Raw genomic sequence first — 13087 nt, forward strand, 5'->3', positions numbered from 1 at the left:
CGATCGTTGCTATAGTTTGGTGAGACACGAATGCCAATTTCGGAGTACACATTGTCCAGCCCATTGGGAAGTTTGGTCCAGGTTGCGCCGCCATCAGTTGATCGCAGAATGTTGGTATATTGATCTGAGGTCAATTCACCATCGGTGGCCAGGAAGACCGTATTGTCATTGGCAAAATTGGGGGAAATGCCTAATCCATACACCATATCGTGTGGATTGTGGGCATGAATTTTATTGCTGATGATGCCAAGCAAAATGAGGAGGACAAATAATGTTGCTTTATGTTGGAAAAAAATAGCTTTCATTTTTGTACCTCTGATTTTAAATAGTAATATAGCGTTACATCTGGAAGATTCACTCGCTTGATGATGAGTGATAACGCCTGGATCATTAGCTAAACATTAATGGTTACTTTGGGCTATAGACTCAAATTTTGAGTCATTTTCTGAGTAGCTGATCTATTACTATGGATTAGTGTAAATGCTGCGTTATTGATTATGACTGTTTTATTTCCACTTAATTTTAAGAAATCTGAAAAAAACAGATTTCTTAAATATGATTTAATTATAATCAAGTGTTCCTGGAATTAATTTAACTTGCTCCAGAATTATAATTTTTGAGAGATATTCTTATATTTCTTCTCATCAGACAAGTGACAAGCTGCCATGATTTAATAGTAATACTGTACTGATTATATCCTGAGATGTGTAGGAATATACTGATTAATAATAGTATTAATCTTGTATTTTGTGGAGATTGGCAGGTTTGGCATGCCGGCCTGAGATATGTCCAGGCGAGGTACAGCCAAGTTAACTGCACCTAAAAGATAACAGAGAAATGAAGGATTCAGCGACTCTGTTCAAATGTCATCGTTTTCGATCTGTAATGATTCAGTATGCAATATGGCCTGTCTATTTTTTAACAATTGCCAATCAGAAGGGTCTCGTAAATTTAGACAGTCTGTTAAGTGGTAATCTTGCTCAACCCAAGCCGTGTAATAGACGACAAAAAAGGAGCGAGAGTATGAGAAGGAATCGCGCTGCGCGATTTAAGGTTAAGATGGCAATAGCGGCGATTAAGGGTGATAAGGCACTAGCTGAGTTAGTTGAACAATTGATGTGCATCCGGACCAGATTTCGGAATGGAAACAGCATTGCAGGAATCTGCAATCGAAGTGTTCGGGAGTAATTTAAGGGCAAAAGGCGGCGCGCCTCAAGATACTTCAAACCAAGATTGGCCAATTCACGCTGGAGAATGATTTTTTAGTAGGCGCGCTCAACAGCATACTACCGGCTGGTTCCGCTATTAGCGGAAGAACCTGCATTGATACACCGGATAGAACCACCCTTTGCAGGCGCCAGATCGCTTTCCAAAATGCTCAAACGTGAAGGAAGTCAATTCGGTCGGCGCCGTGTATCCACGCTGATGAAGCAAATGGGAATCCACGCAATCTAACGCAAGCCCAACATCAGCAAGCAGTATCAGGCGCATCCGGTCTATCCGTATCTGTTGCGGAATTTGTCCATCGCCCGCTCAAACCATGTCTGGGCAGCGGATATCACGTACATCCCAATTAATCGCGGCTTCGTTTATCTACCCTCCGTGATCGACTGGGCAAGACGTCGAGTGCTGTTATGGCGATTGTCTAGCACCTTGACTGCCGATTTCTGCATTGAAACTGTACAAGAAGCCCGAAACAAGCATGGCAAGTTGGATATCTTCAATACTGACAGTAAGAAAAGGTGGATTCAAGTTTGAAAAGCTCCTTATTAATAATTGCACACTACACAACATCGTTATTGATCTTTCGCTGACTGGGTAGATTCGGTCAAGCAGGCAATTACTTCGTCATCTCCGACTTGAGGGAAGTCTCGATAAACCTGACCTACCGCATAAAAGTCTGCAGGCGATGACAAACATACAATCCGGTCCGCCTTACCGTGCAGTTTCTTGATGGTTTCGGACGGCGCTACCGGCACCGCACAAATCAATTCCGCTGGGTTCTGGTTACGCAACGCATGCAGCGCCGCGATCATCGTCGAACCGGTCGCCAAGCCGTCGTCAATAACAATGACGATACGCCCTGAGGGATTAGTCGGTGGATGTGCCGGTGTGTATTGTGCGCGCCGCCGCCGGATCGTTTCCAGCTGCGCGGCTACTTCGTGCTGGATATAATTGTCATCCGCGCCTGCTTTGGCTGCATACTCTGTCAAGTAAACCCAGCCACTTTCATCAACCGAACCGATTGCTAATTCTGGATTGCCAGGGGCGCCGAGTTTACGCACCAAGACCACGTCCAAATCACCGTGCAATTTTTCAGCAATCAATTTTGCCATTGGCACAGCACCGCGCGGAATCGCCAGCACCAGCGGGTGTTTATCGTGGTAATCAGATAGCGCGTCTGCGATTTTTTGAGCGGCTGCGATACGATCGGAAAAAAACATAGTATCCTCCTTCGGTCATTTTACATGGTTGACGTGGTCAACTAATTCTGGACAATCCAGTTAAGCAACTTGCTCCGATTTTTCTGTTTGTGCCTCATATTGATTTGGGCTTTTGTATCCGAGGTATGAATGCAGCCGATGACTAATGTAGAACATGGAAATATACTGCAGTACATCTTGCTGCGCTGCATAGCGAGTTTGGTAGTTTTGCCACTGGATTCGTTCCTGTTTAAGGCTGCCGAAAAAACTTTCTGCTACAGCATTATAGAAACAGTCGCCGGCACGGCTCATGCTACCGATTAAACCATGGACTTTTTAGCAGCCTCCGGTATTCTCTACTGGCATACTGCAATCCGCGATCCGAATGCACAATCAATCCAGCTTGCGGCTGACGTAGCCAAATAGCCATACTCAACGCATCACATACTAATCTCGCTTTCATTCTTGAACTCATGCTCCAGTTAACAACCTTTCTGGAAAACAAATCGATGACAACAGCCAGATACAACCAGTCTTCCTGTGTCCAGATGTAGGTTATGTCGCCAGCATAGACTTGATTCGGGCTTGTAACATCAAACTGCCGATTCACCTTGTTCTCGAACACCGGTTGCTTGTGATTGCTGTTAGTGATCACTTTGTACTTCTTCCGGTGTCTAGCTTGGATGCCAGCTCCTCGCATCATGCTTCGAGCTTTCCGGCGACTAACCGGATAACTCAATGCATTCAACGCTTTTCTTATCCTGCGACTGCCATATGTATTATTGCTTTCACCCATTGAAACTCCAGCGCCTTAACATATTAGCGTTAATTTCCAGGCTGTGTGCCGCTTCCGTTATCGTATGCCCCTGATTCAGAACCAGGCTGATTGCATCTAATTTAAATTCCTTTGGATACTGCTTTCTTGTTACCATTTCTTCCTCCAGTTAAGACTATTTTCTCTTAACTGGATTGTCCGATTCTATTAGACCATGTAACTTTTTTCTAATCTCGTACAAACCCAACAGTCGAAACAAAATATCCACGCGCCCAAAAATTTTTTCCCGTGAAGTTCTTTCTTCTTTCAATTGACGCGCTATTCCTATCGCACTTTTACCTTTGACAAAACCATAACTTGTGATTACGAGCGCTTCGATGGAATGTTTATGTACATGTGGATGTGATCCAGCATCAAATGCTCTTCTACAATCCCGGCGTGTATGACTCAAACTTTGGCTTTGACTCCTCGTCTCGTGGTTGGGACGAGAACGGTGCGACGATTACCGTAACGGTCAAACCTTCAGGAGTCCGTCGACAGCGCCGGGGGTTTACCTATTTTAATTACTATTGCCTAACAGACTCTTAGCCTCTAATTATTGCATTGTTTTCAGAAAAGTTGGATCGTAACGACATCATCAATCGCTTTTCTAATTAAAATTAATTTTCAAGAGAAAATAATCCTGGAGCTCATGCTGCAAAGCACTACTCAAGACATTCCTCATTTCGATGAGCTTGAAAAGCATATCCAGTAAAAAGTTGAGAAACTCGAGAAATTTTATCCTCATATTATGAATTGCCGAGTAGTCATCGAACTTCTACACAAACCCAAACCCAAACAATAGGGACGTATTTTCTTGATCTCAAAGTGCCAGACAAATGATCCGGTAGTGAATCGTGAACTCAATGAGAATTTCTGAGTATATTAATTATGAAAATTTCACTTGATTCAGGAGATGCTTTGATTGTGGTGGATATGCAAAATGATTTTCTGACAAATGGTCGTCTAGCTGTCACTGGAGGAGACAAAATCATTCCTTTACTCAATTGTTATATTGCCTATTTTTACGCCAATAATCGCCCAATCTTTGCAACGCGTGACTGGCATCCGCCAGATCATTGTTCGTTTGTGAGTCAAGGCGGTCCGTGGCCACCGCATTGCATCGCCGGATCGACTGGCGCTGCATTTCATGCTGAACTAGTGCTTCCTGCTGATGCGCATATCGTATCCAAAGCAACTTCGCGCGAGGCCGATGCGTATTCCGGCTTCTCTGGTACCGGATTGCATGAGCTGCTGCAATCTTTGTGTATCACCCGGATTTTTACCGGCGGCATTGCCACCGAATATTGCATACGCCATACCGTCAAAGATGCGCTGCAGCTGGGTTACTCCGTTGTCTTATTAGAAGACGCAATTCAAGCGATCAATCGGCAGCCGCATGATGGTGCCCTTGCATTGCAAGACATGATCGATCACGGTGTCCGATTGATTCATTTTCAGGAGCTTGCCGCATGAACCCGCTCTCCAGCCCGTTACTGGCCGATTTTTACCAATTCACCATGCTGCAAACCTATCTAGAGCAGGAGATGCAGCAAATCGCGGTATTTGAATTATTCGTGCGCAAGCTGCCACCCGGGCGAAATTTTCTGGTAGCCGTCGGACTGGAACAAGTATTGGAATTTCTCGAGAATTTGAAATTCTCAGATGAAGAACTGGATTGGCTGGCGACACGTTTTCCACCGCACGTGATCAATTACCTCGAACATTTTCATTTTGAGGGCGATGTACACGCCATGCCGGAAGGCACAATTTTTTTCCCCAATGAACCAATTTTACGCATCACGGCCCCATTGCCGCAGGCGCAGTTGGTGGAATCGCGCATCATCAACCTGATGCACTTTGAAACACTGATCGCGTCGAAAGCGACGCGATCAGTGCTGGTAGCGCCGGATAAGCTGTTGGTCGATTTCGGCATGCGCCGCGCACACGGTGCGGAAGCGGGATTGCTGGCCTCCCGAGCCAGTTACCTGGCCGGATTCTCCGGCACTGCGACCGTGCTGGCCGGAGCTCTCTATGATATTCCTGTCTACGGTACCATGGCGCACTCGTTCATCCAGGCTCACAGCTATGAAAGTACTGCTTTCGAACATTTTGCACGTTCCCATCCTGATAATACGATTTTACTCATTGACACCTACGATACAGAAGCTGCTGCAGTCAAGGTAGTCATTCTGGCAGATAAGCTTAAGGCTGATAAAATCCGTATCAAAGGCGTTCGTCTGGATAGTGGGGATCTGGCTGAATTTGCCATAAATGTCCGTCAGATACTTAACAAAGGCGGTTTGGAAAAAGCAATAATTTTTGCCAGTGGTAATTTGGATGAATATCGATTACATGATTTATTATCATCCAATGTACCTATTGATGGCTTTGGCATAGGCACCGCACTGGATATTTCAAGTGATGCGCCTTCACTGGATTGTGTCTATAAGCTACAGGAATACGCTGGTAAACCGCGCCGCAAGCGTTCCGAAGGCAAAGCTACCTGGCCTGGAAGAAAACAGATATACCGTAGTTATGGCGATGATGGCTGTATGGCGGGAGATATCGTAGCATTGGAAGAAAATGATCCGCAAGAAGGTGAACGACTCATTCAGCTGGTTATGCGAGCCGGTCGCCGCCTTCGTCCCAATCAATCGCTACATGAAATGCGCCATCTAACCATAGCGAATTACAGACGTTTGCCAGTTTCAATGGCTGCCCTCGAACCTGCGCCAATGTATCGAGTATCGATTTCAGTAGCATTACAAGCTTTAGCGAATCAATTGGATATGGAGCAAGTTTCTCTGGACCAGGAAATTTCGCAAACAAGACAGCATATTAAACAATATGTTGAATGATTAATAAGGGAGAGAAAATAATGAATACAAAAAGCACACCTCCCGGTTTTCACCAGATTACTCGCCACGACGGTATTTTTCAAGAGCAGGTGCATGACACCTACAAGGCCAAAGATAAACTTCCGGAATCAGCAATTAGTCCAGAATGTGGCGCGATATTTCATAAAGGCCGATGGCAGTGGCTTGATGTACCAGATGATGCGCATCAACAGCAATGTCCTGCCTGTCATCGTATTTATGAGCATAGTCCAGCAGCAGAATCTGCTACGGGTACATTGGTCACATTAGAATGTGTTTTCAATTTGGCGATTAGATTTTGTCAATTTCAATCCATCTACAGCGAGAACTAACCATATGAAGCATGTAATTTGGTTATCCAGTATAGAGCGACAAGGAGAAATGATGACAATTAGTGAAGTTTGTAATCAGTAAGCAATTATTATTCAGCGGGATGAAACGGTTCTGGAAGCAGCCAAACTTGTGCGTCGGCTTCATGTGGGGGGATGTCATTGTTGCCAATGAACGTAATGGCAGTCGGGTTTCAGTAGGAATCGTAATTGATCGCGATATTGTTGCGGAAATTATGTCAACAGAACTTGATCCGAAAGTCATTACAGTCGGCGAAATTATGATGCCTGAATTTTTTACAGCAAAAAAGAGTATGGGGTTTTTTGATGCCATTCAATTTATGCATTCCAGATCTAATAGACGTTTGTCGGTTACAAATGAAGCTGAAGAAATGCTCAATCTCACTAAGTTGCTGAGGTACCAGCAGAAAAATGAAATAAAATAGCGCCTGTAATTTGGTGTCGATTTCAAATATGATGCAATTGTATCAACCTCACGTGTGATTGATAAAATTACACGAAAAAATAAAAGGATATGAAATCTCAGCGATAAGTACCTATGCACTTAATTAAGATTTACCCAAAAATTAGAATATATCGAATTACCTTTATTTTAATCGAATCCGATTTTGCAGCAGATAGCCTCAGCTTGAATTCTCGACAATATGCTCAACTATACTTTGTAGTTTAATATTGATCCTGGCAATTAAATTCTTAAAAGGTGAATCATTATGGAACAATTTGCCACAACAAAGTTTGAATTGCCCAGCGATGTGATTGCATTGGTGCCAATGCGCAATGTGGTGTTATTCCCACATGTGTTAATGCCTATTACTGTTGGCCGTGTCAAGTCGATTGCCACCATCGAGCACGCACTGCAATCCAAAAAGCCGATCGGTATTGTGCTGCAGAAGGATGCCACTATCGATGATCCTGGGCTTGATGCGTTGTGCAGCATTGGCACAGTCGCTAACGTTGTACGTCATGTCACTTCAAATGACGGCACACATCATGCTGTGTGCCAAGGAGTGGCGCGTTTTCATATTGAAGAGATGGTCGAAGGCTATCCGTTCATGGCGGCCCGGGTGAGGCGTGTTGCAGAACAGAAACAAGTGACAACTCAAGCTGAGGCACTCGCACTGCAATTGCGTGAACGTGCAGTTGAGATTCTGTCGTTACTACCAGGCGTGCCGGCAGAACTTGCGCATGCATTACAAGCCACGCGAGCGCCATCGGATTTGGCTGACATTACCGCGAGTCTACTCGATACAGAAGTTAGTGAAAAACAGATGCTACTCGAAGCTGTGGACACCGAGGAACGGTTGCAGAAAGTATTGCAGATCTTATCGCGTCGTATTGAGGTATTAAGACTATCACAAGAAATCGGTGCACGCACCAAAGAACACATGGAAGATCGGGAGCGTAAATATTTATTGCGCGAACAGTTGAAAACAATCCAGAAAGAATTGGGGGAGAATGGCGATAATGATCAAGAGATTGCACAATTAAAAGAGGCCATCACCAATGCAGGTATGCCCACCGATATTGAAGCGCAAACACACAAGGAATTAGGACGATTGCAGCGCATGCCCAGCGCATCGAGTGAATACTCAATGCTGCATACGTATCTGGAATGGATGACCGAGTTACCCTGGCGATTACCTGAGGAAACACCTATCGATTTAAATGCCGCACGCGAGATCCTTGAAGCTGATCATTTTGGTCTTGAGCGTGTCAAGCAACGTATTATAGAATTTCTGGCAATACAAAAACTAAAGCCTCTGGGACGTGCACCAATTTTATGTTTTGTCGGGCCACCGGGGGTAGGCAAAACTTCATTGGGTCAAAGCATAGCACGTGCATTGCAGCGGCCGTTTGTGCGTGTATCATTAGGTGGCGTACATGATGAGGCCGAAATGCGTGGTCATCGCCGTACCTATATCGGCGCGATGCCTGGCAATATTGTACAAAGTTTGCGCAAGGCGAGTGCTCGCAACTGTGTCATGATGCTTGATGAAATCGACAAGCTATCAGCCAGTCTACATGGTGACCCATCAGCTGCATTGCTTGAAATACTGGATCCGGAACAAAACTCAACTTTTCGTGATAACTATCTTGGTGTGCCGTTTGATCTAAGCCGTGTGATCTTCATTGCTACTGCAAATGTGATTGATAATGTGTCACCACCGGTACGTGATCGTATGGAGGTTATTGATTTGCCGGGCTATACGCAAGAAGAAAAGCTGCAAATTGCACTACGTTATTTAGTGCAAAGACAAATTGAAGCCAATGGTTTACATGAAGAACAATGCAAGCTGACGTCTAAAGCGTTAAGTAACATTATTGCAAATTACACTCGTGAAGCTGGCGTGCGTCAGTTGGAACGCGAGATTGGACGAGTCATGCGTCATGCTGCCATGCGTATTGCTGAGGGTAAACAACAGCAAGTGCACATCGACGCAGCAGATTTGGATGCCATCTTGGGTCCGGAAAAATTTGAGCATGAAGTTGCGCTACGCACCAGCCTGCCAGGAGTGGCCACAGGGTTGGCATGGACACCGGTCGGTGGCGACATTTTATTCATTGAAGCCACACGGGTGAGCGGGAGCGGGCGGCTGATACTGACCGGACAACTTGGTGACGTAATGAAAGAGAGCGCACAGGCAGCACTTACCTTAGTGAAGGCTCGCGCCAGCGATCTCAGTATTCCAGCGACGATGTTTGAAGGCATTGATGTGCATCTACATGTACCAGCCGGTGCAATTCCAAAAGATGGACCGAGTGCAGGGGTGGCTATGTTTATCGCGCTCGCCTCATTATTTACAAATAAACCAGTGCATCATGATGTGGCGATGACTGGCGAGATCAGTCTGCGCGGACTGATACTGCCGGTGGGCGGCATCAAAGATAAAGTACTTGCCGCACAGCGTGCTGGCCTACGTACAGTTTTATTACCGGCGCGCAACCAGAGGGATTTACGTGATGTGCCCGAAGTAACACAAGCGGCATTGCAATTCGTTTTTCTGGAAACAGTGGATGATGCAATTCAGGCTGCATACTAGTTAAGACCTTTGCACGGCGCAGCCCCAACTCAAGTTCCAAGTGCAGCTTATAGTAAAATATATTTTTAATCAGCTGGTTGAGTATGAGTTATGAGTTTCTCAGATTTTGATGTCATTCGTCGCACTATTAATGAGCTTCCAAAGAAGCTAGTACATTTAATATGGAATGACACTTAATGAAGGTGTAACATTATTTTATGACAAGGATTACAAAAAGATATGTTAAGCAGTATCCGTTGTTGGTTCGACTTATCTTCTGGGCGCAAAAACTGAAATATGGGATGATACTCGAGCCTGCTTGGTTTTGGGGGCGCTCTCCGAAACTTCTCTATGGTCTGCAGGTTTTTTATCGCTGCTTAGATCGAAGAAGCTCTCCATTGAGTCCGCGGTTGCGCGCTTTAGTTTCAAACCGCATCTCGCAAATGAATCATTGCGCGTTCTGCACCGATATCAGTGCATCGACACTCCAGAAAAATGGGGTTCCGATGGAAATGATTTTCACGCTTCAGAATTACGAAAGCAACTCTGCCTTTTCAGAGAGGGAGCGTGCCGCACTTGCATATGCCGAAGTTATGACGGATTCCAGTCGTCGTGTGGATGATATTCTAGTAAATCGCTTGAAAAAATCCTTTACTGAAGATGAGGTAGTGGAACTAACGGCCTGGATTGCCTTTCAGAATCTTTCTAGCAAGTTTAACTCAGCGCTCGATGTCCCAGCCCAAGGTTTTTGTCAGATGACGAAACGCAAATAGAGAGGGGGAATGTCGATCCAGAAGAATCCAGACCGATGTGGTGGGTTTCTTGTTCACATACGGTGCTCTGAGATTATAGAGGGGTGACTTCCAGTTCTTATGGCAGCACTTATAAGCGACGAGTTGCTTGAGTAGCGGGCGTGGCAGACAGTCGCGCGAAAAAATGATCCAGTTGAGAATGGAGGTGCCAGGGATGTGGTTTACCCTCGAAATTTAGCCCCGAACAGCCGTAATATTCATAAATTCGCTGTGCCTCTTTTTCAGCATTTTTTATGATTGATCTGGCCATTTTCCCTGTACGTCTTGTGCCTGAAAGGCAAAATGCTTTTATTTAGGGGATCGGTAAGCGTTACATGGTTTCAATACACAGCAAATCTCTCTCGTCCGCCGCGGATTGCACCGATACTGAAGCTTGGCTGAATGAGCTGGCTGGGCAGTTTGCACCAGTCGAAATGTCATTGTTGCGTCGAGCATGCGCGATGGCCGCACCGCTCTACAGTGAGCAGTGCACGCTGACCGGTACGCCATTACTGCAGCATGCCATGGGTGCGGCATCTATCTTAATCGGCATGCGTATGGATGCCGAGACCGTAGCAGCCACTCTGCTGCACGCGGTAGCTGAGTATCTAGACGACTGGCATGCACTGGTGGAGAGTGAATTCGGTGCCAACATCGCCCGCTTGGTGGAAGGCATCGCGCGCATGGAGCAGATCCGCCAGTTCAGCGAAATTGAGCAGTTGCACGCACCGGACAGAACGTACGACCAAGTGGAGCAGATCGAAAGCCTGCGCCAGATGCTGTTAGCCATGGTGCAAGATATTCGCGTGGTGCTGATCAAGTTGGCCGAGCGCACGCAGACCCTGCGTCATCTCGCTGGCGCCAGTCACGAGCAGCAGCAGCGAATCGCTTGCGAGACACGCGGTATTTTCGCGCCGCTCGCGAATCGGTTGGGCGTATGGCAGATAAAATGGGAGCTGGAAGACCTCGCATTGCGCTACCTGGAGCCGCAGCTGTACAAGGAAATCGCCCGTCTGCTGGATGAGCGACGTGTGGATCGTGAGCAATACATTGAGGATGTGCTCGCCCAGCTCAGGCAGGAATTGCTGCAGGCTGATATCAAGGGAGAAGTCAGTGGGCGGCCAAAGCACATCTACAGCATTATCAACAAGATGCGTCGGAAGCATCTGGAGTTCAACAAACTCTATGATGTACGCGCAGTGCGTATCCTGTTGGACGATGTCAAGGACTGTTACGCTGCACTGGGGCTGGTGCATCATCTGTGGCAGCCGATTCCCGGCGAGTTTGACGACTACATTGCCCGTCCCAAGAGCAACGGTTACCGCTCATTGCACACCGCTGTTATCGGCCCGCGCGGTTTGGCGCTTGAGGTGCAGATTCGCACCCACGGCATGGACCACAACTCTGAGTTGGGTGTAGCCGCGCACTGGCGCTATAAGGAAGGCGGCAAGTCGGATAGCAAATTCGATGAGAAAATCGCTTGGATACGTCAGATCCTGGCGTGGAAGGATGAAGTCAGTGACGGCGGCGATTTGCTCGAGCAATTCAAGAGCGAGCTGTTCCAGGACAAGGTTTTTGTGCTTACGCCGCAAGGAAAGGTGATCGATTTGCCGAAGGGCTCGACGCCTATCGATTTTGCTTACGCCCTGCATACTGATCTTGGTCACCGCACGCGCGGCGCCAAGGTAAACGGCAGCATCGTACCGCTCAACACCCGACTGCAGAATGGTCAGCGCGTGGAAATCCTTACTGCCAAGATGGGTGCACCCAGCCGTGACTGGCTCAACCCGGTGCTCGGCTATCTGCAGAGCCCGCGCGCACGGACCAAGGTGCGCCACTGGTTCAAATACCAGAACTTCGAGGAGAATGTGGCAGTCGGCCGCGCCAAACTGGACCGCGAACTCCATAGAGCCGGGATCGGCAGGGTGAATCAGGAGAAGCTTGCACAAAAGCTGCATTACAACCATCTTGAAGAACTCCTCGCAGCCATCGGCCGTGGCGATGTCAGTGAGTACAAACTTGCTCTCGTCATTCAAGAAGCTGTGCCGCCCAAGCCCGCGAAAGCACTCCCAGCCTTCACTAGGCGCATGCACGCGCCCAAAGCATCGTCAGGCATCGTGATCGAGGGCGTCGGTAATCTGTTCACCAACTTGGCCATGTGCTGCAAGCCGGCATCGCCGGAAGGCATCGTCGGCTACATCACGCGAGCGCGCGGAGTAACCATCCATCGACAGACCTGTCCCTTTATTATTGGTCTGCCGGAAGAGCGGCGTGGTCGCCTATTGCACGCGCACTGGGGTACCGCTGCAAGTCTCGTCGCCAGCGTCGATATCGAAGCGGAAAGCCCATGATCGTCAGGGCTTGTTGCGTGATATCAGTGACCCTTTCGTGCGTGTGAAGATCAATGCTACCAAGGTCAATCCCCTAAGCCGCGGCAACCTGGCGAAGATGCAGTTTTCGCTTGAGATTGTCGACTGACAGGGATGGCGGGGCTGCACTTTGGGCTACCTTTTTGTAACTTCCGCATGGACCTTGGCGTTAGTTAAGCTGGAGGGTCATAAAGCAGTCACATCATAAAATGAGAGAAGGTACAACGATTCCTGGATTAAGGCACCATTCTCATCAACTTTAATTTCAATTTCTCCGCCCTGCCTAGTTTGGTCACTCTGTTGAGTACTGACGCACTAATCCAAGCTTCTGTTTTTTGCTGTGCGAGTGCGCACGCTTTCATGACGTTGCCAAAAATACGCTTGTAGCGTTGCACGTCAAGTTCGGCATAGTTGCGCAATCCATATCCTGTCATCTTTTGC

At 47.1% G+C, this 13087-nt stretch carries 10 protein-coding genes and 5 pseudogenes; 9 read left to right on the top strand and 6 right to left on the bottom strand.

Annotation, left to right across the window (positions count from 1 at the left end; translation table 11 throughout):
• A pseudogene (locus tag C7H79_RS15160) lies at window positions 1–305 on the bottom strand (hypothetical protein); the annotation flags it as partial.
• Window positions 306–1323: 1018 nt separating this feature from the next.
• Between C7H79_RS15160 and C7H79_RS19530 the strand changes: the two are divergent.
• Both C7H79_RS19530 and C7H79_RS15170 read left to right on the top strand, forming a co-directional pair.
• A complete protein-coding gene (locus tag C7H79_RS19530; RefSeq protein ID WP_172592466.1) occupies window positions 1324–1455 on the top strand; it encodes an IS3 family transposase in 132 nt (43 codons plus the stop codon).
• 63 nt (window positions 1456–1518) lie between these two features.
• Window positions 1519–1758, top strand: a complete 240-nt coding sequence (locus C7H79_RS15170) for a DDE-type integrase/transposase/recombinase (protein ID WP_172592467.1) — start codon at window positions 1519–1521, stop codon at window positions 1756–1758.
• A gap of 38 nt (window positions 1759–1796) precedes the next feature.
• Here C7H79_RS15170 and C7H79_RS15175 read toward each other — a convergent pair whose 3' ends face one another.
• The 4 genes and pseudogenes from C7H79_RS15175 to C7H79_RS15185 form a co-directional block, all read right to left on the bottom strand.
• The gene (locus tag C7H79_RS15175) at window positions 1797–2444 is read right to left on the bottom strand and encodes a phosphoribosyltransferase (RefSeq protein WP_106708134.1); all 648 of its coding nucleotides are present in this window, start codon (window positions 2442–2444) and stop codon (window positions 1797–1799) included.
• Between the two features lie 60 nt (window positions 2445–2504).
• Window positions 2505–3210: pseudogene (locus C7H79_RS15180) on the bottom strand (IS3 family transposase); the annotation flags it as partial.
• Between the two features lie 58 nt (window positions 3211–3268).
• Window positions 3269–3355, bottom strand: a pseudogene (locus C7H79_RS19700) (hypothetical protein); the annotation flags it as partial.
• Between the two features lie 85 nt (window positions 3356–3440).
• Window positions 3441–3630: pseudogene (locus C7H79_RS15185) on the bottom strand (transposase); the annotation flags it as partial.
• Between the two features lie 498 nt (window positions 3631–4128).
• Between C7H79_RS15185 and C7H79_RS15190 the strand changes: the two are divergent.
• From C7H79_RS15190 to C7H79_RS15220, 7 genes are all read left to right on the top strand, one after another.
• Window positions 4129–4713, top strand: a complete 585-nt coding sequence (locus C7H79_RS15190; RefSeq protein ID WP_106708135.1) for an isochorismatase family protein — start codon at window positions 4129–4131, stop codon at window positions 4711–4713.
• Complete coding sequence (locus C7H79_RS15195; protein WP_106708136.1) at window positions 4710–6098, top strand: nicotinate phosphoribosyltransferase; 1389 nt, start codon at window positions 4710–4712, stop codon at window positions 6096–6098. Before C7H79_RS15190 ends, C7H79_RS15195 begins: the two co-directional genes overlap by 4 nt.
• Window positions 6099–6118: 20 nt before the next feature.
• The gene (locus tag C7H79_RS15200; RefSeq protein ID WP_197714654.1) at window positions 6119–6448 is read left to right on the top strand and encodes a hypothetical protein; all 330 of its coding nucleotides are present in this window, start codon (window positions 6119–6121) and stop codon (window positions 6446–6448) included.
• Between the two features lie 62 nt (window positions 6449–6510).
• Window positions 6511–6891, top strand: a complete 381-nt coding sequence (locus C7H79_RS15205) for a CBS domain-containing protein (RefSeq protein ID WP_242447326.1) — start codon at window positions 6511–6513, stop codon at window positions 6889–6891.
• 285 nt (window positions 6892–7176) lie between these two features.
• Window positions 7177–9507 (top strand): endopeptidase La, encoded by a 2331-nt coding sequence (gene lon / locus C7H79_RS15210; protein ID WP_106708137.1) that lies wholly within the window; start codon window positions 7177–7179, stop codon window positions 9505–9507.
• A gap of 197 nt (window positions 9508–9704) precedes the next feature.
• Window positions 9705–10259, top strand: a complete 555-nt coding sequence (locus tag C7H79_RS15215; protein ID WP_106708138.1) for a carboxymuconolactone decarboxylase family protein — start codon at window positions 9705–9707, stop codon at window positions 10257–10259.
• Between the two features lie 479 nt (window positions 10260–10738).
• Entirely contained in the window at window positions 10739–12628 is a 1890-nt protein-coding gene (locus C7H79_RS15220) for a RelA/SpoT family protein (RefSeq protein WP_309477332.1), read from the top strand.
• A gap of 254 nt (window positions 12629–12882) precedes the next feature.
• Here C7H79_RS15220 and C7H79_RS18100 read toward each other — a convergent pair.
• Window positions 12883–13087 (bottom strand): annotated as a pseudogene (locus C7H79_RS18100) (hypothetical protein); the annotation flags it as partial.

Origin of the sequence: Nitrosomonas supralitoralis, assembly GCF_003011925.2 — a bacterium.
In the GTDB taxonomy this organism is placed as follows: Bacteria; Pseudomonadota; Gammaproteobacteria; order Burkholderiales; family Nitrosomonadaceae; genus Nitrosomonas; species Nitrosomonas supralitoralis.